Source organism: Caballeronia sordidicola, from assembly GCF_000729995.1.
Classification (GTDB): Bacteria; Pseudomonadota; Gammaproteobacteria; order Burkholderiales; family Burkholderiaceae; genus Caballeronia; species Caballeronia sordidicola_A.
In genome coordinates, this window is sequence record NZ_JNFG01000215.1 from 92484 (window position 1) to 118952 (window position 26469).

Sequence of the window (26469 nt, forward strand, 5' to 3'; positions counted from 1 at the left end):
GTGCGATCAGTGGTGATGCGTGAGCGATTATCGCGCACATTGTACAAACAGTGCTTAGTGTTCGCGAGGCCGATCCTTATCCTTTATTCCACCAGCTTAAGGAACGAAGGGGGACATCATGAGAATCACCGGCTCAACCCGGATTTTTTATTGCATCGCCGATCCGGTGGATCAGGTGCGTGCGCCGGAGGTCTTTAACGCTGTATTTGCCCGGCATGAAGTCGACGCCGTGATGGTGCCCTTGCGCGTCACAGCGGGTCATCTTGCGGCTACCTTGCGTTGTCTGCTTGCGTCGCCGACAGTCGGTGGCGTGTCGCTCTCCATCCCGCACAAGGCGGCCGCGGCGGCGACGGTGGACCGCTGTTCGCGCGCTGCGCTGGCCGCAAATGCGGTGAATGCGGTCAGGCGCAATCCGGATGGCGAACTCGAAGGAGACTTGTTCGATGGCGTGGGTTTCATCCGCTCGATGGACCGTGCAGGCGTGGCTTACGCGGGCCGCCGGATCCTTATGCTGGGCGCAGGCGGCGCGGCATCGGCGGTGGCGACTGCGCTCGCAGCGGCGGGCGTGGCCGAACTCGCGCTCTTCGATCCCGACCACGCAAAAGCGCAGCATCTTGCCGCCGTGTTGAGACGCGATTTCCATATCGAGGCTAGCGATGTGCCGACCAATGATCCGCACAATTATGACGTGGTCATCAACGCGTCCCCGCTTGGTTTAAAGGACAGCGACCCGCTTCCCGTGGATGTCGAAGCGATTCGAGCGGACGCGGTCGTCTGCGACATTCTGATGAAAAACCAGCCCACGCCGTTGCTGCGCGCGGCCCGCACACGAGGGCTGATTGCAGAACCCGGTTTCGACATGCTCATCCAGCAAACGCCGCTTTACCTCGAGTTTTTCGGATATCCGGAGCTTGCCAGGTCCGTGCGTTCGGACGATAGATATCTGCTGGACCTGATCACGCCGGAGGCACTGCGTCGCGGTTCAAACACCGCGGCGAGCGCGGAAACCATCGATATCCAAGCCTAGTGCTAACCCCCAAAACGATCGTTAATCGCACATTGGCGTTCGATAATCGTTTTCATTTTCGCGGCAAGCATTGATTGGGCGTAGCGGCCGCCCTATGCTTCATTCACCGCAGCGCGCCATGCGCTTCTACCTGCCGGACACCTCCTGCAGCCCAACATCAAATACACATTAGAGACAAGGTAATGACTATCGCTATTCAGTCTTCGGACGTTGCAGCAGTCGACCGGGAGAAGAGCCGGGCTCGCAAGGCGGCACTTGGCAGTTTTGTAGGTGCAGTGGTCGACTGGTATGACTTCCTGCTCTACGGCATCATCGCCGCGATCGTTTTCAACACCGAGTTCTTCCCTAAGGTCAGCCCTGCAATGGGCACGCTCGCAGCGTTCGGGACCTTCGGCGTAGGCTTTTTGTTTCGCCCGCTGGGTGGTTTTGTGTTCGGTCACTACGGCGACCGGCTGGGCCGCAAGCGCATGCTTGTACTGACCGTGATGATGATGGGTCTCTCGACCGCGATGATCGGCTTGCTGCCCACGTTCGCGACCGTCGGCTGGTGGGCGCCGGTCCTGCTGATTGCGTTGCGCGCCATCCAGGGCTTCGCGGTTGGCGGCGAGTGGGGTGGTGCGGCTTTGATGGCGGTGGAAAGCGCGCCCGGCAAAAAGAAGGCGTTCTATAGCAGCGGCGTGCAGGTTGGTTACGGCGTGGGACTGGTGCTGGCAACCGGCATTGTCTCGATCCTCAGCCAGACCATGGACGACGCCACCTTCAAGACCTGGGGCTGGCGCATCCCGTTCGTGTTCAGCGTGGTGCTGGTCCTGATCGGGCTGTGGGTGCGATCGAGCATGGAAGAGTCGCAGGAGTTCGTGAAGAAGGTGATCGAGAAGGGCAAGCAAAGCGCTCGCCTGCCGATCTTCGAAGCATTACGCCAGCATCCGAAAGCATTCTTGCTGATCATCGCGCTGCGCCTTGCCGAACTCTTCACGATGTACATCGTCACCGCATTTGCCCTCAGCTATTCAACGACGAACCTCCACATGCCGCGTCAGTTTTTCCTGAACATCGGCTTGCTCGTGGGGGCGGTCAGCATTATCACCATTCCATGTTTCGCGATGCTCGCCGACCGTTTTGGCCGCCGTCGTATCTACATGATTGGCGCAGTGGTCGGCATGTTCAGCGCCATTCCATTCTTCCTCGCGCTCGACGCCCGCTCGACCGTCTGGATCGTGATCTTCTCGGTGATGCTGGCGAACATCGCGCACGACATGGTGGTCAGCGTCCAGCAACCGATGTTCACCGAACTCTTCGGCACTGAATATAGATACAGCGGCGCAGGCGTGGGTTATCAGGTGGCGAGTGTGGTCGGCGGTGGCTTCACGCCGTTCATCGCTGTGGGGCTGGTCAGCTTCGCGGGTGGTTCGTGGCATCCGGTTGCGGCTTACCTCGCAATTGGCTGTCTGATTTCCGTGCTGGTCGCCGGCGGCATGAAGCGGACCTGAAAACCGGACTTTCAGCTGGCAGCGTGGACGCATCCCTTATTCAATGGAAGGTAAATCATGACTGATCCCTGCATCATCTCGGTTGCAATCACGGGCTCCGTGCCGCGCAAGAAAGACAATCCGGCCGTGCCCATCTCGATCAGCGAGCAGGTGGAAAGCACGCACGCCGCGTACGATGCGGGAGCATCGCTCGTGCATCTGCATGTACGCGACGAGCAGGAGAATTCCAGCTCGGACCGTTCGCGATTCGAGGCGCTTCAGGACGGCATCCGGCGGCATTGCCCGGACATCATCATCCAGTTTTCCACAGGCGGCCGTGGACGTTCTTTCGAGCAGCGTGGCGCGATGCTTGACTTGGCGCCGGACATGGCTTCGCTCGCCACGGGCTCGGTCAACTTCCCGACCACGGTCTACGAAAATCCCCCTGACTTCGTGCGCTCGCTGGCGAAGTCGATGCTCGATCACGGTGTCAAACCGGAGATAGAAATCTTCGATCTGGCCATGCTCTACAGCACCGTCGATCTGGTCAAGCAGGGGCTGCTGGCGTCTCCCGTTCATGTCCAGTTCGTGATGGGCGTGAAGAACGCGTTGCCGGCCAAGCGTGAAATCCTCGAGTTTGAAGTTGAGCGGCTGCGTGCCGAGTTACCCGATGCAACCTGGACAGCAGCAGGCATCGGCCGGCATCAGCTTGAGGTGAACCACTGGACGCTTGAACTGGGCGGTCATTGCCGTACCGGTCTTGAAGACAACATTCGCTGGGACAAGGACACGCTCGCGACCAGCAACGCGCAACTGGTGAGCCGCGTGGCCGCGCTGTGCGGTGAGTATGGACGTCAGGTCGCCACCGCGGCGCAGGCCCGGGAACTGCTGCATTTGCCGGCACGTTAATCTTTCGCCAGCGACCGGCTTAGAGACCGATATAGCGACAGGAATACGGCGGTGCCCCGCATACCGGCGGTGGCCCGCCTGTTGAAAGAGAACTTACGATGCTACGTTCAATTGCCACCGTCTCAATCAGCGGCACGCTGGTCGAGAAGCTCAAGGCTATCAGCCGCGCCGGGTTCGATGGCGTCGAGATTTTCGAAAATGACTTGCTGTACTTCGATGGCTCACCCGCCGACGTCAGGCGCATCTGCGCCGACCTCGACCTTCAGATCATGCTGTTCCAGCCCTTCCGCGACTTCGAGGGCGTCTCGCCGGAGCGACTGGCCCGCAACCTTGAACGCGCGCGGCGCAAGTTCGAACTGATGCATGAACTCGGCACGGATCGCGTGCTGGTGTGCAGCAATGCATCGGCGGATTCGATCGGCGGCGATGCATTGCTCGTCGATCAGCTCGGTCAGTTCGCCGACCTCGCGCGTTCGGAAGGCGTGATGGCGGGTTACGAAGCGCTTGCCTGGGGGCGGCACGTCAATTCGTACAAACATGCATGGCGGCTGGTCGACACGCTTGATCATCCGAACCTTGGCTTGATCCTCGATAGCTTCCATACGCTTTCCATCGGCGATTCAGTCGATGAAATCGCTCGCATTCCAGCGGATCGGATCACATTCGTGCAGATCGCCGACGCGCCGAAGATGGCAATGGATGTGCTTGAATGGAGCCGGCATTACCGTTGTTTCCCGGGGCAAGGCGATCTCGACGTGGCTGGTTTTACGCGTCAGGTGCTGGCGTCGGGGTACGCGGGGCCGCTATCACTGGAGATATTCAACGATGGCTTTCGCGCAGCGCCCAACGCGGCGACGGCGGTCGACGGTTATCGCTCGCTGCTGTTTCTGGAGGAGCAATGTGCGGGCGCTTTGACGGCCACATCGCATGAGACGTTGTTCGATCCGCCCGCCGCACCTGCGCACACTGGTTTCCAGTTCCTCGAATTCGCCGTCGATCCTGCCGGTGGTCCAACGCTTGCGCAATGGCTCGAACGCCTGGGCTTTCGCGCGGCTGGCCGGCATCGTTCCAAGAATGTCACGCTGTACGCACAGGGCGACGCATGCATTCTCCTGAACGGTGAAACAGATTCCTTCGCGAGCGCGTTTCATCAGGCGCATGGTTTGTCGGTGTGCGCCTCGGCGTATCGCGTCGATAACGCCGCGCAAGCATTCGAGCGCGCCGCTGCGTTTGGCTACGCGCCTTTTTCGGGCAAGGTCGGTCCCAACGAGCGCGTAGTGCCGAGCGTGCAGGCGCCGGATAACAGCTTGCAGTACTTTGTTGACGAAGCGCCGGGCGAGCCGACGCTCTACGAAACCGATTTCAACCTGACCGATACCGGCAAGCAGGGCCGAGCCGACATCCTGCGCCGCATCGACCATGTGTGCCTGAACCTGCCGGCCGACACGCTGGATACGTGGGTGCTTTTTTTCAAGGCGACGTTTGGTTTCGATGCCGAGCCGTCAGTCCTCTTACCGGACCCGTACGGCCTTGTGAGAAGCCGCGCGGTGCGCAGCCGGGACGGTTCCGTGCGGATCGTGCTCAACGCGTCGGCGGACCGGCATACGGCGGTGGTGGAGTCGCTATCGACCTACCGCGGTTCCGGGCTGAATCACGTTGCGTTCGCGACCGACGACATTTTCGCGGCCGTCGAGGAGCTGCGCGAGCGGGGCGTGCCGCTCCTGCACATTCCGCGCAACTATTACGACGATCTCGAGGCACGCTACGATTTCGACCCGGCCCAGCTCGCACAAATGCGTGAAGGCGGCATCCTGTATGACCGCGACAACGCGGGCGGCGAGTTTTTCCAGGTCTACACGGAGCAATTCGCGGAACGGTTTTTCCTGGAGGTCGTGCAACGCAAGGGCGGCTACGACGGTTATGGCGCGGTGAACGCGCCGGTTCGGCTCGCGGCGCACGCCCAGCGACGCCATCAGGAGGATGCGCAGTGAGGAACCGGCGCTCTGGGCTCATGAGAAGGTACGAGACAGTTTGACGCTTTGATGCCAGAGACGATAATCTGTCTCGGCGTCAGCGCCGATGCCCAGCCAAGTGGGCTGCGACGACTGGCGCACGGGCGCGAACAGAGACGGACCGGACTTTCCCAGAGGTGACTTTTAATGACCAACGATGCTTCCCTGCCTGGCGCTGCCTTGGCGCAATCCCTGCAGGACAGCGACAATCCGCTGGGCGTCGCCGGGCTTGAATTCGTGGAATTCTCCAGTCCGGACCCGGCGCGGTTGCGGACGCTTTTCGAGCAGCTAGGCTTTACGCAAGTGGCGCGCCATGTCAGCAAAAATGTCACGCTGTTTCGCCAGGGCAGCATGAATTTCCTCATCAACGCCGACGATGATTCGTTTGCGGCGCGGTTCGCGGTCAATCACGGGGTGGGCATCTGCGCGATCGGGCTAAGGGTGTTCGATGCGCAGACTGCGCATGAGCGTGCCGTCGAATTCGGGGCGTGGGATTTCGAGGGCGAGCGCATTGGGCCGAACGAATTGTTGATACCCGCGATCCAGGGCATTGGGGATTCGCACATTTACTTCGTGGACCATTGGGAAGGCCGGCAGGCGCCAAGCGAAAAGGCCCGGTCCATCTACGATATTGATTTCGCCTGGCTCGACCCGCAGGAAACACGTGCGGCGCTGCATTCCAACGACGCGGGTTTAAGCAAGGTCGATCATTTCACGCAGACGGTTGGAGCGGGGCGGCTGGCGGACTGGCTCGAGTTTTATCTGCAGGTCCTTCATTTCAAGGAGATCCATGCAGTTCATCCGGACTGGAAGGTGGCTCAGGATCTGCCTGTCATCGTGTCGCCTTGCCAGACGTTGAGCATTCCCGTTTATGAGGAAGGGACTTACCGCACGAGTCTGATGCAGGACTATTTGCCCGATCATACGGGCGAGGGGGTTCAGCATATTGCGCTGGTCGCGAAGGATATCTTTGCGTCGGTGGATATCTTGCGGTCGCGGGGCATTCGTTTCGTGCAGCCGCCGGCACGGTATTACGAGCAACTCGATGAACGTTTGCCCGGGCATGGGCTGGACGTCGACGCCCTGCGTTCGAGGGGTATCCTGGTGGATGGGACGATTGCCAAGGATGGTAGCGCACGGCTCTTCCTGCAAACCTTCATTCAACGCGATCGCGGCGATATGTTTTTTGAAATCGTGGAGAGGCGTGGCGATCACGGGTTTGGGGAAGGGAACTTGATTGCACTTGGTAAAGCGCGGGAGGGTTGAGTATTGCACTCGCGCTCCTTAAAACCGCGAGTTGAAACCGGTTCTGCTGCGACCTGAACTTCCCCTCGACTTCCGGCTCCTCCCGCAACCGCACGCCCTCGGCGCGAAATGCCGCGGCGACTTCCTGTGCGAGTCCATGCACCGGCGCGGTCTGGCAAAAAATCATCCGTTCTTTTCCAGGTCATGAAGTGTGACCCGCTCGTTCACGCATGGCAGACGACCCTCATGAACCGCGACCAGGGATGATTCAAGCTGAATCCATACCACCGTAGCTGGCACCAGCCTGTTATGTCGCGTCGCCGCAATGTCGCATGCACGGTCTCAGTGCTAACCCCAATAATGCGCGATTATCGAACACTTGCGTTCGATAATCGATTTATTTTTAGCGCAAATCATTGCCCGCGATCGCACATCACTTTATTGTGAGGACGTGCTGATCCAACACCTCAAGCGCGGCACATTCAGTCAGTAGCGGACCTTATTTTTGCTGAACACAATCCTTTAGTACCAGAACTTTCCAACCGTCGTTGCCAAGCATCGATATAGGTTAGGAAAGCTTAGTAAAAATGCCTGCAGCATTGATCCCAACCGAGCATCAAGGAGGAGACGTTAGATGAAGCAATCCAGACAAGCAGGAGCCGCGGTCGCCATTACGGTCGCAATGGCCACTTCCGCGCATGCGCAAACCAGCGTGACTCTCTACGGTATTGTCGATAATTCCATGACTTACCAAAGCAGCCAGACGACCCTAGGCTCGACCTCGGGCGGACGCTCCAACATCAAGATGTCGTCGGGCGTATGGGCGGGCAGCCGCTTCGGCCTGAAGGGCGCCGAGGATCTCGGTGGCGGCACCAAGGCGATCTTCCAGCTCGAGTCGGGTTTCAACAGTGCGTCCGGCGCACAGCAGTACACCAACGCGGAATTCGGCAGGCTGGCATTCGTGGGCGCAACGAATCCCACCTACGGAACGTTCACGGCCGGACGCCAGTACACGTCGTACTACACGCTGCTCTCGCCGTATAGCCCGACCAACTGGCTGACCGGTTTCTACGGCGCTCACCCGGGCGACCTTGATCAAATGGACACCATCTATCGTGCGAACAACTCGTTGGTCTATACGTCGCCCAAGCTCTACGGATTTACGTTCAGCGGCTCGTATTCGTTCGCGGGCGTGCCGGGCAGCGTGAACCAGGGTTCGACATGGAGCGGCGCGGTCCAGTACACCAACGGGCCGTTCGGGATCGCGGCGGGCATCACGCGCCTCAATAACTCGACCCCGGGCGGCGGCGCGTTCGGCACGGATTCAACCACGAATTCGGCCGGGCAGTCGGGCGTGTCGGCGGTGACCAACGGCTATCAGACGGCCCAGGCGCAACAGCGTTTCGCGGTCGGCACGGGCTACACGTTCAACAGCGCGTGGGATGTGTCGGCGACCTATTCGAACGTGCAGTACATTCCCGGTATTCACTCGCTGTTCCGCGATACTGCAATCTTCAACACGGCAGGCGCCGTGCTTCACTGGCACACGACGCCTGCGCTCGATCTGGCGACCGGATACAGCTACACACGCGCGACGAGAGCGAACGGCATAGACAGTGTCGCTCAATATCACCAGTTCAATTTGTCACAGTATTACGCGTTGTCAAAACGAACTGGCCTGTATGCACTGCAAGCGTATCAGCGCGCGAAGGGCAAGACGCTGGGGACGCCGGGCGCCTCCAGCATCATCAATGCAACGGCTACGCTGGGCGATGGATTCCAATCGGCGCCGTCTTCGTCGCAAAGCCAGTTCGCAGCAGGCGTGGGCATCATCCACCGGTTCTGATTCAAGGGCTCGCCACGCGCGTCGGCGGTCCGGGTGTATACCCGGGCCAGCTACGGCGGAATTCAAGGTGGTGCCGGTTTATGCTCTAGGATCGCCGCTCCAATAACATCGCTCGCGAACCGCATTCGCAGGGCGGGAATATCATACTTTTGAGTCAGGAGACGCCTCATGCAAGACGTTCATCATTCCCCGGCGGTGCAGGCCGGCGCTGCAGTCCGCGCACGCTCGCGCACACGCTTCGTGATCCTCGCGCTGCTCGCCGTGGGCACCATGATCAACTACCTGGACCGCACGGTCCTGGGTATTGCGGCACCGACGATGACCAAGGAACTCGGTATTGACGCGGCCGTGATGGGGCTGGTCTTCTCGGCGTTCTCATGGACCTATGCGCTTGCCCAGATACCGGGCGGCGTCTTCCTCGACCGCTTCGGCAGCAAGGTCACGTACTTCCTTGCCTTGACGTTCTGGTCGCTCTTTACGTTGTTGCAAGGATTTGCCGTCGGCCTCAAGTCATTGCTGCTGTTTCGCTTTGGCCTGGGCATCAGCGAAGCGCCGTGTTTTCCGGTCAACAGCCGCGTGGTCGCCACGTGGTTTCCGCAAGATGAGCGCGCTCGGGCGACCGGGATTTATACGGTCGGCGAATACCTCGGACTCGCGTGTTTTGCGCCGGCGCTGTTCTGGATCATGGGTAACTTCGGCTGGCGTGCCTTGTTCATTGCGGTCGGCGTGCTAGGCATTACGTTTGCGATTGTGTGGTGGCTCTTTTATCGCGAACCGCATGAATCAAAAACGGTTAATCAAGCCGAGCTCGACTACATCGCTGCCGGCGGCGGCCTGGAGCCGGCCGGCGGCCAGCAGACGCTGGCGTTCTCGTGGAGCAACGTCGGCCAGTTGCTCAAGCGCCGCCAGATCGCGGGCGCATGCCTCGGTCAGTTCGGCGGCAACACCACGCTGGTCTTTTTCCTGACCTGGTTCCCCACCTACCTTGCAACCGAGCGCCACATGGGCTGGCTCAAGGTGGGTTTCTTCGCCGTCATGCCGTTCCTCGCGGCAGCGGTCGGCGTGATGTTTGGCGGCTGGGTGTCCGACCTTCTGCTCAAGCGAACCGGCTCGGCCAACATTGCCCGCAAGCTGCCGATCATCGTTGGTTTGCTGGGGGCATCCACCATCATCTCGGCGAACTTCGTCAACAGCGACGCGCTGGTCATCACCATCCTCTCGATCGCGTTCTTTGGGCAAGGCATGGTCGGGCTCGGCTGGACGCTGATCTCGGACGTCGCGCCGAAGAACCTGATGGGCCTGACCGGCGGCATCTTCAACTTTTGCGCGAACCTGGCGGGCATTGTGACGCCGCTGGTGATCGGTGTGATCGTGGCCAAGACCGGCTCGTTCTTCTACGCACTGGCTTACGTCGGGGCGGCCGCGCTGGTGGGTGCGCTCTCGTATGTGTTTATTGTCGGCGATGTACGTCGCGTGGAATTGACGGACTGAGCAGCGGACTGAGCGGCAAACTTCTAGAGGCATGCAGCCATGATTAGCGGAAAAACCACCCTGATTGCCCACCTCGGTTATCCGACGGAGGGATTCAAGGCGCCCATGATCTACAACCCCTGGTTCGAGCAGAACGGCATCGACGCAGTGGTGATGCCCATGGGCGTGAAGACCGAGGACTATGCGAACGTGCTTCAATCGCTGTTCCGGCTGACCAACATTCGCGGCGCGCTGGTGACCATGCCGCATAAGGTCACGACGACGAGTCTAGTCGATGAAATGACGCCTACAGCTCGCATTGCCGGCGCGTGCAACGCCATTCTTCGGCGCCCCGACGGCACGCTGCTCGGCGATCAGTTCGACGGCGAGGGGTTCACGCGCGGCGTCGAACGCAAGGGCCGGTCACTGAAGGGGGCGCGTGCGTTTGTACTCGGCAGCGGCGGTGTGGGCTCGGCTATTGCGGCATCGCTGGCGGCGGCGGGCGTGGCGGGCCTCGCCCTCTTCGATACCAACACCGCAGCAGTTGAAGCGCTCGCTGAGCGCTTGCGCAAGCACTATTCGCAGCTTGTGGTCACGACAGGGTCCAAGGACCCCGCAGGTTATGACGTGGTGGTGAATGCAACGCCGCTCGGCATGAACGAGGGCGACCCGCTGCCGTTCGACATCGACCGCATCTCGCCCAGCACGTTCGTTGGCGAAGTCGTCATGATGTCCGAATACACACCGTTGCTGCGCGCGGCCAAAGAGAAGGGCTGCACGGTGCAGGTCGGCACCGACATGCTCTTCGAAATGATTCCGGCCTACCTGGAATTCTTTGGTTTCGGCACGGCTACGCCTGAACAACTGCGCGCGGTTTCGCAGATCAAATATTGATGAGGTGATGTCATGAAGAAGGTGCTTGTTCTCAATGGACCCAACCTGAACCTGCTAGGCCAGCGTGAACCCGCGCAGTATGGGTCCGACACCCTCGCCACGGTCGAGACGCTTTGCAAGGAAGCCGGCGAGCGGCTCGGTGTGGAGGTGGAGTGCCGGCAGTCGAATCACGAAGGTGTGCTGATCGACTGGATTCACGAGGCGGGCCGCGAGAGTGCCGCGGGCAACATGCTGGGCGTCGTGATGAACCCGGGTGCTTTCACGCACACGTCGATCGCGTTGCATGACGCCATCAAGGGCGCGAGCGTCACGCTGATCGAGCTGCATATCTCTAACGTCCACGCGCGGGAATCGTTTCGTCACCACTCGTATATTTCGCCGGCAGCGCGCGGGATCATCGTCGGTCTGGGCATCAAGGGTTATGCCCTTGCCATCGATGCGCTAGTGCAGGTGTCGGAAGTCAAGTAGACAGAGCAGGCAGGGCTGTCGCAAGGCAGCAATTCACTCATTCGATTCGCGCGTCCCGCGCTTCTAGCTGATCAATCTAGGCCCTTCCGGTTTGCACCGCGCAAACGAAGGGTCTTTCGTCTGATATTTCACTTGGCAAGACATCCTGCTGCACGGCCGATGATCCCCTCCGGCACGTGCGCCCAAGCTCGACCGGACTTTTCAGTTGGCAATCAACGGTCGAATAAGGGTTAACGTAGATTCACTATTGGGAAACGAATTGTACAATTCGTAATTTCTGAGACGCGGTGCGATGGTGCATCGGGCGTCGTCGGCCGCATGGCGCGGGTTGGCTGCCAAGCGTGAAATCACAGGTCAACGCGACGTTGATCTTCTCCTTTAGAACCGAATCAGGCGGCATCGATACACCGCGCAAAGCGATCCATTCGCCTGCTCCGGTGTGAGCGCACTAGCGAGGACCATTCATGAATTCCGACGTGATCGAAGTAGAGCAGGTGCTCGACCAAACACACCGGCCGATGTTCCACTTCGTGTTGCTTTTGCTGTGCGGCTTATGCCTCGTGATCGACGGTTTCGACGCCCAGGCGATGGGCTACGTGGCCCCGAGCGTTATCGGCGAATGGCATGTTTCGAAGGCGTCACTCGGCCCCGTGTTCAGCGCAAGTCTGTTAGGCATGCTGATTGGTGCGCTGGGTCTCTCGGTACTCGCCGACAAGATCGGTCGGCGGCCGGTATTGATCCTGTCGATGCTCTGCTTCGGCTTGCTGATGCTGGCAACCCCCTTCGTCACCACGATCCCTGAGCTGATTGCGGTGCGCTTTGTCACAGGTATTGGCCTGGGTTGCATCATGCCGAATGCAATGGCGCTCGTTGGTGAGTTTAGTCCGCAAGCACATCGCGTGAAGCGGATGATGCTTGTTTCATGCGGATTTACGCTCGGCGCGGCGCTGGGCGGCTTTGTCAGCGCATGGCTGATTCCGAACTACGGCTGGCGCTCGGTGTTTTATCTGGGCGGCGTGGTGCCGCTTCTGCTCGTGGTCGCCATGACGATGACCTTGCCCGAGTCCCTGCAATTCCTGGTGCTCAAGGGTCACAAGGAACGTGCGCGGGCATGGCTCGCACGCTTCGATCCCACGCTGCGGATTGACGCAACGGCGACCATCGTGGTCCGGGAAAAGAACACCGGCGGCGCACCTGTCGCCGAGTTGTTCCGCGGGGGCCGTACAGCGGTGACACTGATTCTGTGGTCGATCAGCTTCATGAACCTGATCGACCTGTACTTCCTGTCGAACTGGCTGCCGACCGTCATGCGCGATGCCGGCTATTCACCGGGAACCGCGGTGATTGTTGGTACGGCATTGCAGACGGGCGGCGTGCTCGGCACCTTGCTGCTTGGCTGGTTTATCGAGCGCTTCGGCTTTGTCCGAGTCCTGTTCGTATGCTTCTTCTTCGCAGCCATCTTCGTTGGCATGATCGGTACCGTGGCGCATGCATTGCCGTGGTTACTCATCGTCGTATTCGCGGGCGGCTTCTGCGTGGTCGGAGGCCAGCCGGCGGTCAATGCACTTGCCGGGCATTATTACCCTACGTCGGTGCGCTCGACGGGAATCGGCTGGAGCCTGGGCATCGGGCGTATTGGCTCGGTGATTGGGCCGCTGGTCGGCGGTCAATTGATCGCGCTGAACTGGTCTAATGCGTCGCTCTTTCATGCGGCGTCCGTGCCGGTATTGTGTTCCGCCTTGTTCGTCTTGCTGCTCGCGCTAAAGACCCGGAATATTGATTCGGCAACTTCCGGCGCGGCACGCCCAGCTTGATAAACGGCTGGCCGTGCGCTTTTGGATAAGCCTGTCAAAGGCAAAAGTCTCAGGGCCGGCACTTCGCTAGTCGCTCACGCGGCGTGCGAAGAAATCCGCTTTGAGGCGCCACGTCTGGCCCTGATTCTGCGATTGTTCGCCAGTCCACCGGAACGAAACGGGCGTGATTTCCTTGAAGCTCCAGCGTACGGCGTTACCGGCGCTATCGTGACCGTCCTGCACTATGTCGTTACCGAACAGACGGCCCAACTGCCGCGAATAATATTGGCGAACCGGGTCACTCCAGACAATGTGCCAAGCGTCCAGAGCAGGGTCATAGACACGAAGGGTGGTGCCGTGAAAGACCCCGGGAAGAATCCATACATCCTGGATCGCGCGCCCTTCGAGCACCCAGCCGAAATGAATGTCGCCGTGACCGGTTTGCGGCTTGTCGTCGTCGTCATAGACAACGGTGTCCATCTCCCATCGGCCGATCAACCAGCCATAAAGTTTCATTTTGTCGGCCCGATCGGCAGCGGGCGCATTGGTATGAAGAGCGGCAATCAGGGAATGCGATGTCGACATGGCAAGAACTCCGTCAAGGATTGGATTTTCTATCCTAGGGAACGGCAGGTTGCCCGGCTTGGGGAAAATTGCTATATCTTGGTTTATGCCTTCAGTCCCTCAACTCCTCGCATCGGGCGCCGGATGGCGCGTCCATGACGCCGTCTGCACCGGCAGTCCGCACGACCGCCCGTTTGAAGAGCAGCACGAGTCCGTGTGCATCGCCGCGGTGACGTCGGGTACGTTTCGCTACCGCTCAACTCAGGGATCGGCCACGCTTGCGCCGGGCGCTGTGTTGCTCGGCAATGAACAGCATTGCTATGAATGCAGCCATGAGCACAGCGCGGGGGACCGCTGCCTTTCGTTTCATTTCGAACCTGAATTCTTCGAGCAAATCATCACTGCTGTGCCGGGTGCACGGCGCATTTCATTCGATGTCCCCAATTTGCCACCACTGCCTGCGTTGATACCCATTGTTGCCGCTGCGCAAGCGGCGCGTGACAACGGCGATCTTGCATCGTTCGAGGAGTTGGCAATATGCCTGGCTGGGACGGTTTCGGCTGCGTTGACGGGCGTCAAGCGGCCCGCGCGTTTGCCGAGCCCTCGCGATGAACTACGGGTGGCCGCAGCCTTGCGCAGGATCGAGCAGGACTCGCAGCAGCCGCTCCTGCTGACGGATCTCGCGCGCGACGCGTCGACCAGTCCCTATCATTTTCTGCGCCTGTTCCGGCAAATAGTGGGTGTCACGCCGCACCAGTACCTGATGCGCACGCGACTGCGCGAAGCTGCCGTACGTCTGCACCGATCCAGCGAAGGTGTCCTGAGCATAGCGCTGGAAACAGGCTTCAACGACGTGTCGACATTCAATGGCCATTTCCGCCGGATCATGGGCATGAGCCCAAGTGCTTATCGTCGGTTGAAAAGCCCGGGTGAGCCGCCTTCGCGTAACGCCTGAAAGCGGATTTCTTCGCCTGGAACCGCATTCATAAAAACTTGGCGAACACACTCGGTTCGACCACCGCCAACTTAAGCGACGATCTCCATCCCGCCCTGCTTAGCTTCATCAAGAGCATTGCCAGTGCTCGATTCGGTAAGCAAAACGCAAGCTCAATGAGTTGTCAAAACATCAGCGGCATCCCCCATTGCCACGTGTTTTTTTCTGTGAAAGACTTCAGTCATCTGCTGTACCGGACATGATTCCGATATATCAGACAAGTCGTGTATCTCGTTCTATCCGGCCTTGCCGTGCTTTCACGCGAGGCAGGGCTGTGCGCAACATCGTTTTATGCAGGCCCATGCGCCGGCATGGTAAGGGCGTTGATTCCAGGGTCTTCTCTGGCCGCCGCCGTTTGTCCCTGAACTGACATTTTCACTTTCAAGGCTGAGACCCAAATGAGACTTGTCAAAGAAAGCGCACGTATCGCCTGTTTATTCGCGGTGGCCGGTCTGTTGACGCTGGCCGGCTGTACCAAGGTTGCCACGCCGGCTCAGGATGGTTCGGCCGAGTCCACGCTGAAGGCGGTCTTGCAGCGTGGCACGCTGCGCGTCGGCGATTGCCTGAGCTTCGCGCCCTTTGGTTTTTATAACAAGGATGGGGCGGCCGACGGTTACGACGTCGACCTGGCGAAAGAGCTGGCCAAGCAAATGGGCGTGAAGCTCGAAGTGGTCAATACGACGAGCGCCAACCGTATTCCGAACCTGCAGACCAGCAAGGTCGACGTGGTGTTCTGCAATTTCACGCGCAATCTGGAGCGGGCCAAGGAAATCAGCTTTACCAATCCCTACGTTGTGGCCAGCGAGGCGCTGCTCGTCAAGAAGAGCAGCGGCATCAAGTCGATCAAGGACATGTCCAACCGTACGATTGCTACGGTAAAGGGATCGACGAACGGCGACGAAGTACGGGCGCTGAACATGCAGGTGAAGATCCAGGAATTCGATAGTTCGCAGGCGGCCATTCTGGCGGTCAAGCAGGGCCAGGCCGACGCGATGATCGAAGACAACAACTTCCTCGCGTATCAGGCTTCGCTCGACCCCGAGTTGACCGTGACCGACGAAGCGCTGGTTCCGCTTGAATACAACGCGTTCGGTGTTAAGGCGGGCGATCAGGTCTGGCTCGATTACCTGAACCTGTTCCTGTTCCAGGTCAACGCGTCGAAGCAGAACGCTCAGCTCTACAAGAAGTGGTTCGGCGCCGATCCGCGTTTCCCGCTGAATCCGCAGTACTGAAGCGCTAACGCAGCATGCAACGCGCAAGGCTGACGATGGAGGAGCAATGAGCTATCAATGGGTGACCCTGTCGGGCTATCTGAACGATTTTATCCGGGCGGCGTGGCTGACGCTTCAGGTCACGTTGCTGGCCTTCGTCGTCGCGATGCTGCTTGGGTTGCTGGCCGCACTCGCCAGCACGTCGCGTGTTGCGGTGCTGCGCGCGATATCGAGTTGCTATATCGAGGTGATCCGCAACACGCCGGTGCTGCTGCAGATCTTCATTGTTTTCTTCGGCTTGCCGTCAATGGGCATTACGCTCGATGCCTATACGGCTGGTGTGATTGCGCTCGGTGTCAACGTTGGTGCGTACCTTGCTGAAGTATTCAGGGCGGGTATTCAGTCCGTGCCGCGCGGTCAGTTGGAGGCGGCATCCATACTCGGGCTGGAGCGTTCGCAGATCTTCGTCGAGGTGGTCATGCCGCAGGCCGCGCGCGCCGTCTATCCCGCGATCGTGAACAACCTGATCCAGCTTCTGCTCGGGACGTCGCTGCTGTCGGCTATCGCATTGCCGGAGCTGACGGGCATGGCGACCGTGATCAACGCGCGCACGTTGCTGTACATCCAGACGTTCACGATTACGCTGATTGCATATCTGGTGCTGAGTAACTTCTTGTCGTGGGTCGCCGGGATGCTTGGGGCACGGCTGTTTCATCCGCCACTCGTGCTGGCAAAACGCGCACGCCGGCCGTTGTTCATCAGGCGCCGTGTCAGCCCTGGAACAGGAGAGTGACCATGACAAGCGACCTGTTGATGTCCAGCCTTCCCATCCTGCTTCAGGGCCTGCTGACAACGCTCATTCTTTCTGTAGCGGCCATTGTGGGCGGCACGCTTGTGGGGCTGCTGGCAGCCGTGTTGCGGACCTTCGGACCCTGGGGTACGCCACGGCTTGCCCGGCTCTATACCGAGCTGTTTCGCGGCACACCGGTTCTGATTACGCTGATGTTCATCTATTTCGGCGTGTCGTACTTCGGTTACGCCATCGACGTATTCGCAGCCGGCGTGATAGGACTTAGCGTTTATCAAGGCGCCTATATTGCGGAGGTTTTTCGTTCGGGTATTGAATCGGTCCAGAAGGGGCAGTGGGAAGTCTCGCAGATTCTCGGACTGAGCAAGACGCAGGCGTTCTTCTCGGTGATCCTGCCGCAGACCGGAAAGATCGTGCTGCCGCCGTTGATCGGCCAGTATCTATCGCTCATCAAGGACACGTCGATTGTCAGCATGATCGGCATGTCGGAGTTGATGCATCAGGGCCAGGCGATTGTCGACCGGATCGGCAAGCCGGTGGAAATCTATGGCCTGGTTGCCGTGCTGTATTTCATTGTGTGCTTTCCCCTGTCGCGGTGGGTGCGCCGCCATGATCGAAGAAGGAGCCTGTTGTCATGAACACCGCCATCGCGTCTGATTCCCTTATCAAGCCCATCATCAACTTAAGCGGCGTCACCAAGTCGTTCGGTTCGACACAGGTGCTCAAGCAGATCAACCTCGACGTGCGCCAGGGCGAAGTGCTCGTGCTGATAGGCGCGTCGGGTTCGGGCAAGAGCACCGTGTTGCGAATCATGAGCGGTCTTGAAACCGCCGATGCCGGCGAGGTCTGGGTCAACGAAGTACCGCTGCACGACGCGCGCCGTGCACGCGAAATTCGTGGTCACGTGGGCATGGTGTTCCAGCAGTTCAATTTGTTCCCGCACAAGAATGCATTGGGCAATGTCTCGCTGGCCTTGATCAAGGCACGCAAGATGAACCCGGCGGACGCCCGCAAGCGCGCGATGGAGGCACTGGACCGCGTAGGTCTCGCCGACCGCGCCGATCATTACCCGAGCCAGTTATCGGGCGGCCAGCAGCAGCGGGTGGCCATTGCACGCGCGCTGGCCGTGGAGCCTGGCATCATGTTCTTCGATGAAGCCACCTCCGCGCTCGATCCGGAACTGGTCGGCGAGGTCACCGAGGTCATGCGCGGCCTTGCACGCGACGGCATGACCATGGTGGTCGTCACGCATGAAATGGGTTTTGCGCGCAAGACGGCAGACCGCGTGGTGTTCATGGACAAGGGCGTGATAGCAGAACAGGGCGCGCCTGAGCAGATCTTCGTGAACCCGCAGAACGAGCGCACGCAACAGTTCCTGCATCGGGTACTCGACCATTGAGCGTGGCCGGTACAAGCTCGGTATGCAAGCGCGGCATTCGAGTGCAATAAGCCACCGTCCACGCGCTAAACTCGCGTCAGTCAAAGAACGAAAAAGCGAATCATATTGCCGACGGAGTTCGAGTCATGTCTGTACAGGAATCTTCAAGGGCGCGGGGAGTCGACCGGGTCGTCTCCATCCTCAAGCAACTGCATAGCGTGCGGCGTCCCATGACTATGCGCGAACTGATTGAAGCAACGGGTGCGCCGCGTTCCAGCATCTACGAACTTGTGACGATCCTGACCGAGGCTGGTTGGCTGGAGGCGGGCGCGGACGGCAGCGTGTTCTTCGGCCGGGAGATGCACTATTACGGGTCCGACTATGCGGTGCACAACGACCTGATCAGCCGGGCCCACCAGGCGATCCTCGGCCTGGTCCGCAGTCACGACGAGACAGCGCAGCTCTGCATGCTCGAGGGCAACAAATACACCGTGGTGCTGTCGGAAAACAGTTCGCGTCCGTTCAATATCAGTTCGGATATAGGCGTGAAAGTCCCCATTCCATGGACCGCGTCCGGCCGCTTGCTGCTCGGTCACTTGAGTGCGGACGAGATTCGCGCATTGATTCCGGAAGGGGACTTCGTGCTCGACAACGGCAAGCGAATCGAAGTGCCGGAATTCCTGGGCGATGTCGAGCGCGCCGCGCAACAAGGATTTTTCTGCACGGAAGGCTTGTCCCATACGTTTCGATATTGCATGGCGGCGCCCGTGCGAGACAAGAACGGACAAGCGGTTGCGGCGCTGTGTTTCATGACCAGCCGCGACACCGACCCGAACAAGCGCGCGGCCATGCTCGAGGACCTCATCCGCTCGGCGAAAACTTTATCGCAGCCGTATTACGGTACGAGTTTCAGCGCGGCGGGTTGATCGCGGCAAGAGCCATGGCCGCGCTGAAACCGCGATGCGGCAAAGCGCTCAGGCGCCCAAGCCTAAGCTTGCAACGATCTGCACGTCCTGCACCGCCACGCCGCTGAGGTCGGCCAGAGTGATCTGGGCGGGGTCGGTATTGTCGCGAGCGCGCCGGCCGGCATCGAGCAACGCGCCGAGTTCGCGCAACTGCTCGGTATGAATCAGCCCGTCGTTCACTTAACTGCCTCGATGAATTTATTCAGCATGATGTTGCGTCCGCAAAGCACCACCGCCACCGCACGGCCCTGATACTGGGAGCTGAGTTTCAGCATTGCCGCCAGTGCGACCCCGGCCGCGCCTTCCACCATCCAGCGGTCTGTTTGCGCAAGCAGTTTCATGGCTGCCTTGATCTCTTCTTCTGTCACTAGCGCCGTGCCCGTAATGACTTCGCGGCCGATATCGAAGGTCACGGAGCCAGGTTCTACACCGCCTGCAGTGCCGTCTGAAATTGTTTCGCTTTCCTCAACGTCGATTATTTTTCCAGCTTTGAGCGAACTATACAAAGCGGTCGAGTTTTCAGGCCAGCAACCGATTACGTCTGTTTGTGGACGCAGAGTTTTCACCGCCGTGCCGATACCGGAAATCAGCCCACCGCCGCCGACGGAGGCGAACACTGCCGCCAGATCGGCAATCGTGCCGCTTGCCTGCTCATGCAGTTCCATGCCGATCGTGCCCTGGCCGGCTATCACGTCGAGATCGTTGTAAGGCGACACGAACGCCATGCCCCTGAGCTTCGCTTGCCGCGCGGCTTCCAGTTCGACAGCTAGCGTTGTATCGTTTAACGTGATCACCTCGGCGCCCAGCGCACGAATAGCGTCGAGCTTGATCGCCGCCGCGGATGTGGACGCATAGACCGTGACGGGCACGTCCGTAAGCTTGCCCGCGAGCGCCACGCCCTGACCATGGTTACCGCTCGACACCGTGAGCACGCCGTTGCGGCGGGCATCGGCATCCAGCAGGCGCAACTTGTTGGTCGCGCCTCGAAACTTGAACGAGCCGGTATGTTGCAAATGCTCGCACTTCAGGTACACGTCGCATCCGGTTTCCTTCGACAACATCGGACTGAACGCAAGCGGCGTCACGCTTACTTGCGGTCGAATAGCGCGATGCGCTTCCTCAATGTGCTGAAACAGATCATTCATCACTCGTTGCCCCTCAGTTCCTTCAGGTAATTGAACACCGTGGCGCGGCCGATTGACAGCACCTTCGCCACGTAGTTGGCCGCGCTCTTGCCCTTGAACGCGCCTTCCTCATGCAATGCTTCTATGAGCGCGCGCTTATGCTCGCGCGTCAGCATGGACAGCGCGAGCTTGCGCTCCTGCAGCCAGTGGTTGAGAAAGATGTTGACGCGCTCCTGCCAGTCGTCCTGGAACAGCTTCTCAGGCTGAGGTTGCAGCGCCGTGCTTGAGAGGAGCAGGTCGAGCGCCTGCCTCGCCTGTTCCAGCGCTGCAATATGAAAATTGATGCACATGACGCCTATCGCCTGACCTTCGTCACTGCGCACGACGATGCTGACCGAACGAATCTTGCGACCGTCCCAGCCCAGTTTTTCGTAGGGGCCGATCACGCTTTCGTCCGGATCGAACTCGATGTCGTCGAGCGCGGATTCGTCACCCAGTTCGCGTTTGGACTGATTGTTCGCCACATGCACCACGGTTTGCGTGTTGAGGTCGTGGATGACGACTTCGGTGTACGGCGGAAACAACAGGACGATGCCGTCGGCGATTGCGCAGTAGCGAGCGAGTAACTCGGCTGATGGTTGTGGTTCGCTGCGCTTGATCCTACGCTTGGACGACGGGTTAGCTGTGAGCTCAGCGGCTTGTCCGGAGGCGATCTTCAAATTACGTGCTTTAGTCATTAGTCAATGTTGATTCGTGCGGAACGGTCGCGCGATGTTCCGCACGCCTGGCTTAGTCGACCGCTAGATCAACCGCAAAATATTTCTTCAACAACTTCTGGTAAGTGCCGTTGCGCTTCAGTTCCAGAAACGCGCCGTTGAGCGCGTCGACCGGTTCCTTGTCGTCCGGAATGTCGTGTCCATAGCGTCATGTTGTTTACGGTAATGTACTTATTAGTCTAAGATAGACTTTAAAATATAATCGGTCAAACAAAAAAAGAACGGCGCCGATGTTGGCCGGTTCAGTAGGGATGACCTGGTCCGGTTTTGTTTTTTCGCCCATCATTTCGGCTCTCGTCAGAGGTAGCTGATCAACGGAGAATGCAATGAAGATCAAGGACTTTCTGGTCGAGCGCTGGATGGACCGGTACGAGCATGAGGCGCGCTATAACCTCGCTGAAACCTGCGTCGAATCGCTGACGGTTGCGCAATTGCTCGAACTGACCGGTAAGCGCGACAGCCTGCTTGACGAGCTTCTGCCGATGAAGCTGACCTACGGAGCGATCGAAGGATCAGACCGGTTGCGGGCCAATATAGCGGCTTTATATGAACGGCAGACGCCGAAGAATATTGTCGTGACGCACGGCGCCATTGGTGGCAATGCGCTGGTGTACGAGACCCTGATCGAGCCCGGCGACCGTGTGATCGCGGTGTTGCCGACGTACCAGCAGCACTATTCGATTCCTGAAAGCTACGGCGCCGACGTGCAGACCATGACGCTGCGCGAAGAGAATGGTTTCCTCCCGGATCTCGACGAGCTTCGCAAACTGGCAAGCATCAAGACGAGGCTCATCGCCATCAACAACCCGAACAACCCGACGGGCTCGCTGATGGATGAAGCCTTTCTCAAGGAGGTCGTGACCATCGCCCAATCGTGCGGCGCATACCTCTTGTGCGATGAGGTTTATCGGGGCACGGACCAGGAGGGCTCAGGGTTCACTGCGTCTGTCGCCGACCTTTATGAGCGGGGTATCAGTACCGGCAGTATGTCGAAGACATGGTCGCTGGCCGGATTGCGGCTGGGATGGATTGCCGGGCCGGTCGAACTGATTCGCGCGGTGTGTATTCATCGAGACTACAACACCATCAGCGTAGGGATGATCGACGACTATCTTGCGTCCATTGCGCTCGAGGCCAAGGACAAGATCGTGGCCCGTAGCCACGGTATTACGCGGACTAATCTCAAGGTTCTCGACGACTGGATCGGCAAGGAGCCGCTGGTGTCGTATGTGAAGCCCAAGGCCGCGACGGTTTGCCTGCTCAAGTTTGACGTCGATATGTCATCGACCGACTTTTGTACCTCGCTCATCGAGGCGACGGGCGTGATGTTCACGCCAGGCAGCGCGTTTGATATGGAAGGTTATATCCGAGTCGGTTTCGGCAACCCGCTCGATGTCCTTCAAGAGGGATTGGCTAAGGTTTCCGGCTTCCTCGATGACATCGAACGGCGGTAGTCATGCATGGTGGTTAGCGGCGCGCACCCCATTTATGGCGGAAACTGCAATCGCCGCAGCTCTTCTTTACCGGCCTATTCGTGACGGTCGATCGTGACCTCTCAGTCCGATCGCCGCCGCCCGTCACATCAAGCAAAACAACCCTGGCTCATGAATGGAATTAGGGATTCTTGCGTTCAAGCTAATAATGTTTTCGCTAATCACCTCTTTAAGTTAAATAGCGGTGATCGTAGTATTGCTATCAGCTTTTGGATCAATGGCAGTTTTTTGATGTGACAAGTCGAGCAGGAGGTGAGGATGTTTCGCTACCTTTTAGAGGGCGTTGCGGTTACCGCTGCGGTCGTAGTGTATTTCCTGCCGGCCATCCTGGCTGACCGAAAGGGACGACGCAACGTCTTATTGTTGGCGCTGCTGAACGCATTGTTCGGTTGGACGGTCGTGTGCTGGATCGCAGCGCTTTACTGGGCACTTCATCCCGATAGCGAAGCCCGGGTATTCCGGATAGTGCGGGCTAAGCGACGCGCGCATGCCCAGGCCACAGTGGCTGCCATTGTCGATCGGGCGCACAGACGCGCGGATGCCGCGCATACAAGATGAAACGCTCAGGTATTGGTCAGACATTACTCGGGCTTTAAAATTACATCGAACTGACGGCGTGACCTGAGGCGCCGTTCCGACACGTGCTTAGCCGCTGTGGAGAGGGGTTGCCGCCCGGGGGCTATCCTGCTGATGTTTGGCGAAGCACGCATCGCCGGTGTCGCTCAGAAGCTTAGCCAATTGAATTGCCAGTTGAATCGCCAAATGGCTTTCGAGTTTCAGGCAGCCCTCGCCGTTACTCCACGCTGCCGATAGCCGCCGGCTCTAACGCGAAATTGATCTCCATACTCGTCTCTTAGCTGGCCAAATCTGCAAGGTCTCTGTCGTCTCGCTAGAATACGTTTCATCTCGTTGTCGGACTGCTAATCCGGTATGCAGAACGAATCTGCATGAGACCGCAGCAAGCGTTATGAGACCAGCGTAAGCGCTCACTCCGGTCGGCACAGGAGACTTCACTTGAAAGGTGATTGTCGGACCTTGGGCGCCCCTTATGTAAGCGGCGCACGCTCTCGATCGCGGCGCGTGGTGAAGAGCGGCGTCGCGCTCATCGTCGTCACGTGCCTCGCTGCGTGCATGGTCGGCCCGGACTATCGCAAGCCGGAGGTCCAGGTGCCGGAAGGTTTCAAGGAAGGCGTCGACTGGCAGCGCGCCGAGGCGAATCCGCAAGCTGCGATCTCGAGCACGTGGTGGCGCACATATGGCGACGACAAGCTCAATGGTCTCGTCGAGCAGGCGCTGCAGGCCAACCAATCGATCGCGTCGGCGGAAGCCGCCTACCGCGTCGCGCTGGCGACGGTGGAGGAAGATCGGGCGGGCCTGTTCCCGGTTGTCAAGGCTGGTTTATCAGGTGCGCGTTCCGGTGGCAACATTGGCGCTTTAGCGGCAAGCACCGGGTCGTCGTCTGCCGGAGCGGGCAACAGCGTCGCGGCTACCGGGAGCGTCAGTTGGGAACTGGACCTGTGGGGGCAGATACGGCGCCAGCTAGAGCAAGCGAAGGCGAACGCACAATCGTCTGACGCGCAGCTTGCCGGTGAGCGCATCTCGATCGCGGCCAGTGTCGCGAGCGACTACTTCCAGCTGCGCCAAGCCGACTTCGACATCCACGCGCTGAAAGAGCAGCAGGACATCGACAGCCGGATTCTAGCGATGGTGCAAACCGCGTTCAGGGAAGGCCAGGCGTCGAACGACGACGTGCTCAACGCGCAGGAGAACCTCGAGACGATCATCGCCGACCTGCAGGCGACCGAAACGACACGCGAGCAGGACGAGCACGCGATTGCCGTGCTGACCGGCGTTCCGCCGGCGTCATTCAACATTGCGCCCGATCCGGACTATCCCTTCCTTACGCCTCCCGTGCCGCCGCCCCTGCCTTCACAACTGCTCGAGCGGCGCTACGACGTGGTGAGTGCCGAGCGCACGGCGGCGGCGGCCAACGCGGGTATCGGCGTCGCCGAAGCCGCGTTCTATCCGTCGCTGACGCTCTCGGCGCAAGGTGGTTTCGCGCACAACACGCTGGCGCACCTGTTCACTGTGCCGAGCCGTTTCTGGACGCTCGGCCCCGAGCTTGCGGAAACGATCTTCGACGGCGGCGCACGCACGGCCGCGGTGCGCGGCGCACGGGCGACCTACGACGAAGACGTCGCAAACTATCGGAATACGGTCCTGACGGCCTTCCAGAGCGTGGAGGACAACCTGTCTTCGATGAATCACCTGCGGGCGCAGGCAAACGCGTTCGCGAAGGTGTACGACAGTAACAGCCGGCTGTTTGCGAGCGAACAGGCGCAGTTCGATGCCGGCGCGGTCAGCCAGCAGAACTTGCTGACGCAACGGCTGACCTTGCTTGAGGCGCAGCAGAATCTGCGCGACACGCAGGCGCTGCTCGCCGAGAGTAACGTGCAACTCGTCAAGAACCTGGGTGGTGGCTGGCAGCGCGACGACGCCGAGGTCCCTTCGGTGCCAACTGCTGCTTCATCGTCCGCTTCATCACCCGCTTCATCACCCGCTTCATCACCCGCTTCGTCGTCCGCTTCGTCGTCCGCTTCGTCGTCCGCTTCATCGTCCGCTTCGTCGTCCGTTACGCAAACGCCAGCGCGGTTTGCCCCGGAGGCGGCCGCCGACTGACTTAAACGCTGTTCCATAGTGTCCGGCACGCGGAGCCCGCGCGGGCTGGTCTCAAGCAAGAACGGAGTCCTCATGAAGTCACGTTCTCAGCGCTCGGCGCTGTCGTATCTGTGTCTGATCGTACTCGCCGCCTGCTCGAAAAGTGCGCCGCCGCCTCCACCTGCGCAGGTGGCCGTGGTGAAGGCGCAATCGCAATCGGTCCCGCTCGAACGTCAGTTCGTCGGCCGGCTTTCGCCTTACTACAGCGCGAACGTAACGGCCCGCGTGTCCGGCGTGCTGCTGCGGCGCATTTACACCGAAGGCTCGCAGGTGCGCGCGGGGCAACTGCTGTTCGAGATCGATCCGGTCTTTTACCGCGCGCAGCTCAATAACGACCTCGCGTTGCTGGCCGAGGATCAGGCCACCTACGTCAACGATCACATTACAGCCTTGCGTAACCGCAAGCTGCTGCCGGTCGGGTCGGTCTCGCAGCAGACCGTCGACAATTCCGATGCTGCCGAACGCAGCGCCGCCGCCAAGATCAAGGCTGACGAGGCAACCGTCGCGAGCGCACGGGTCTCGCTCAACTACACGCGCGTGACGGCGCCCATTGGCGGTATTGCCGGACAACAACAGGTGACGGCGGGCGCGGTGGTCGGCAGCAGCACGTCAGACACGGGTGGAAGCGGCACGCTGCTGACGACCGTCCAGCAGATCGATCCGATGTACGTGAACTTCACGATCAGCTCGGCTGATCTGGTGACGCTGCAGGACTCCCAGAGCACCGGTTCGGTCGACCTCTCGCAGCAGAATCACACCACGGTGAAGATCTCGCTACCTAATCGTGCGTCGTACGGCACGCCGGGCACGCTCGATTTCTCCGATGTATCGGTGAATGCTGCGACCGGCTCGGTCAATTTGCGTGCGCTCGTTGCAAACCCGCAGCGGCGTCTGCTGCCCGGCATGTATGTGACGCTGACGGTCAACTTCGGCACGCAGAAAAACGTGTTCCTGATCCCGCAGCAGGGCGTGCAGCGCGACACGGTCGGCGCGTACGTGCTGGTCGTCGGCGCGGATAACAAGGTGGGTCGCAAGGACGTCGTGGCCACTGATAGCCTCGGCAACAACTGGATCGTGACGCAGGGGCTGACGGACGGTGACCAGATCATCGTGACGGGGGTGCAGATGGCGCGGGAGGGCGCACAGGTGAAGCCCGTCGCGTGGCAACCGCCAGCGGCGGCGTCTGGTGCGGTGGTGGCTTCCGCAGCGCCCGCAGCGCCCATGGCGGTCGCCGTGTCGAGCCCCCCGGCCGCGCCGGCTGCCACGGCGTCAGCGGCTTCGGCCGGCCTGGCGAAGTAGGAGACC

24 protein-coding genes are annotated in these 26469 nt (G+C 59.9%); 20 read left to right on the forward strand and 4 right to left on the reverse strand.

The genetic code is table 11. The features are described 5' to 3' along the window. The first annotated feature begins 118 nt into the window (after positions 1-118). From FH08_RS0147135 to FH08_RS0147180, 10 genes are all read left to right on the forward strand, one after another. The gene (locus FH08_RS0147135) at positions 119-1027 is read left to right on the forward strand and encodes a shikimate dehydrogenase family protein (RefSeq protein ID WP_051889073.1); all 909 of its coding nucleotides are present in this window, start codon (positions 119-121) and stop codon (positions 1025-1027) included. Between the two features lie 182 nt (positions 1028-1209). Then, positions 1210-2517: a shikimate transporter gene (gene shiA, locus FH08_RS0147140; RefSeq protein ID WP_031365039.1), complete on the forward strand. Its 1308-nt coding sequence runs from the start codon at positions 1210-1212 to the stop codon at positions 2515-2517. Positions 2518-2574: 57 nt separating this feature from the next. After that, positions 2575-3405, forward strand: coding sequence for a 3-keto-5-aminohexanoate cleavage protein (locus FH08_RS0147145; protein ID WP_031365040.1), 831 nt, complete (start codon positions 2575-2577; stop codon positions 3403-3405). Between the two features lie 98 nt (positions 3406-3503). Beyond that, positions 3504-5396, forward strand: a complete 1893-nt coding sequence (locus FH08_RS0147150) for a bifunctional sugar phosphate isomerase/epimerase/4-hydroxyphenylpyruvate dioxygenase family protein (RefSeq protein WP_031365041.1) — start codon at positions 3504-3506, stop codon at positions 5394-5396. Positions 5397-5564: 168 nt separating this feature from the next. Further along, positions 5565-6683, forward strand: coding sequence for a 4-hydroxyphenylpyruvate dioxygenase family protein (locus FH08_RS0147155; protein ID WP_031365042.1), 1119 nt, complete (start codon positions 5565-5567; stop codon positions 6681-6683). Between the two features lie 613 nt (positions 6684-7296). Continuing rightward, entirely contained in the window at positions 7297-8508 is a 1212-nt protein-coding gene (locus FH08_RS0147160; protein ID WP_031365043.1) for a porin, read from the forward strand. 168 nt (positions 8509-8676) lie between these two features. Continuing rightward, entirely contained in the window at positions 8677-9999 is a 1323-nt protein-coding gene (locus FH08_RS0147165; RefSeq protein ID WP_031365044.1) for an MFS transporter, read from the forward strand. 39 nt (positions 10000-10038) lie between these two features. Continuing rightward, the gene (locus FH08_RS0147170) at positions 10039-10872 is read left to right on the forward strand and encodes a shikimate dehydrogenase family protein (protein WP_031365045.1); all 834 of its coding nucleotides are present in this window, start codon (positions 10039-10041) and stop codon (positions 10870-10872) included. Positions 10873-10884: 12 nt separating this feature from the next. Beyond that, on the forward strand, positions 10885-11340 hold the full coding sequence (gene aroQ, locus FH08_RS0147175) for a type II 3-dehydroquinate dehydratase (RefSeq protein ID WP_031365046.1): 456 nt from the start codon (positions 10885-10887) through the stop codon (positions 11338-11340). Between the two features lie 464 nt (positions 11341-11804). Beyond that, positions 11805-13154 carry an MFS transporter gene (locus FH08_RS0147180; protein WP_031365047.1) on the forward strand — a complete coding sequence of 450 codons (1350 nt, stop codon included), beginning with the start codon at positions 11805-11807 and terminating at the stop codon, positions 13152-13154. Between the two features lie 66 nt (positions 13155-13220). Here the strand turns inward: FH08_RS0147180 and FH08_RS0147185 are convergent, their stop codons facing one another. Further along, the gene (locus tag FH08_RS0147185; RefSeq protein WP_031365048.1) at positions 13221-13718 is read right to left on the reverse strand and encodes a hypothetical protein; all 498 of its coding nucleotides are present in this window, start codon (positions 13716-13718) and stop codon (positions 13221-13223) included. A gap of 85 nt (positions 13719-13803) precedes the next feature. Between FH08_RS0147185 and FH08_RS0147190 the strand changes: the two genes are divergently transcribed. From FH08_RS0147190 to FH08_RS0147215, 6 genes are all read left to right on the forward strand, one after another. Then, positions 13804-14652, forward strand: a complete 849-nt coding sequence (locus FH08_RS0147190; RefSeq protein ID WP_031365049.1) for a helix-turn-helix domain-containing protein — start codon at positions 13804-13806, stop codon at positions 14650-14652. A gap of 437 nt (positions 14653-15089) precedes the next feature. Then, the gene (locus FH08_RS0147195) at positions 15090-15923 is read left to right on the forward strand and encodes a transporter substrate-binding domain-containing protein (RefSeq protein WP_031365050.1); all 834 of its coding nucleotides are present in this window, start codon (positions 15090-15092) and stop codon (positions 15921-15923) included. 46 nt (positions 15924-15969) lie between these two features. Then, the gene (locus tag FH08_RS0147200; protein ID WP_031365051.1) at positions 15970-16695 is read left to right on the forward strand and encodes an amino acid ABC transporter permease; all 726 of its coding nucleotides are present in this window, start codon (positions 15970-15972) and stop codon (positions 16693-16695) included. Positions 16696-16697: 2 nt separating this feature from the next. Continuing rightward, complete coding sequence (locus tag FH08_RS0147205; RefSeq protein WP_031365052.1) at positions 16698-17348, forward strand: amino acid ABC transporter permease; 651 nt, start codon at positions 16698-16700, stop codon at positions 17346-17348. Further along, positions 17345-18109, forward strand: a complete 765-nt coding sequence (locus FH08_RS0147210; protein WP_031365053.1) for an amino acid ABC transporter ATP-binding protein — start codon at positions 17345-17347, stop codon at positions 18107-18109. Before FH08_RS0147205 ends, FH08_RS0147210 begins: the two co-directional genes overlap by 4 nt. 125 nt (positions 18110-18234) lie before the next feature. Continuing rightward, positions 18235-19014 (forward strand): IclR family transcriptional regulator, encoded by a 780-nt coding sequence (locus FH08_RS0147215; RefSeq protein ID WP_031365054.1) that lies wholly within the window; start codon positions 18235-18237, stop codon positions 19012-19014. Between the two features lie 48 nt (positions 19015-19062). Here the strand turns inward: FH08_RS0147215 and FH08_RS52425 are convergent, their stop codons facing one another. From FH08_RS52425 to FH08_RS0147230, 3 genes are read right to left on the reverse strand one after another with little or no spacing between them, the layout of a single operon-like run. After that, a complete protein-coding gene (locus FH08_RS52425) occupies positions 19063-19233 on the reverse strand; it encodes a hypothetical protein (RefSeq protein ID WP_200878890.1) in 171 nt (56 codons plus the stop codon). Next, on the reverse strand, positions 19230-20198 hold the full coding sequence (locus FH08_RS0147225) for a threonine/serine dehydratase (protein WP_031365055.1): 969 nt from the start codon (positions 20196-20198) through the stop codon (positions 19230-19232). Before FH08_RS0147225 ends, FH08_RS52425 begins: the two co-directional genes overlap by 4 nt. Continuing rightward, complete coding sequence (locus tag FH08_RS0147230) at positions 20198-20914, reverse strand: helix-turn-helix transcriptional regulator (protein WP_081889867.1); 717 nt, start codon at positions 20912-20914, stop codon at positions 20198-20200. Before FH08_RS0147230 ends, FH08_RS0147225 begins: the two co-directional genes overlap by 1 nt. 365 nt (positions 20915-21279) lie before the next feature. Here FH08_RS0147230 and FH08_RS0147235 point away from each other — a divergent pair, with 365 nt between their 5' ends. From FH08_RS0147235 to FH08_RS0147250, 4 genes are all read left to right on the forward strand, one after another. Next, entirely contained in the window at positions 21280-22407 is a 1128-nt protein-coding gene (locus tag FH08_RS0147235; RefSeq protein ID WP_031365057.1) for an aminotransferase, read from the forward strand. Positions 22408-22704: 297 nt separating this feature from the next. Beyond that, positions 22705-23004, forward strand: coding sequence for a superinfection immunity protein (locus tag FH08_RS0147240; protein WP_031365058.1), 300 nt, complete (start codon positions 22705-22707; stop codon positions 23002-23004). Positions 23005-23460: 456 nt separating this feature from the next. Beyond that, complete coding sequence (locus FH08_RS0147245; RefSeq protein WP_235210738.1) at positions 23461-25125, forward strand: efflux transporter outer membrane subunit; 1665 nt, start codon at positions 23461-23463, stop codon at positions 25123-25125. Between the two features lie 72 nt (positions 25126-25197). Further along, a complete protein-coding gene (locus FH08_RS0147250) occupies positions 25198-26463 on the forward strand; it encodes an efflux RND transporter periplasmic adaptor subunit (RefSeq protein WP_031365060.1) in 1266 nt (421 codons plus the stop codon). The last annotated feature ends 6 nt before the right edge of the window (positions 26464-26469 follow it).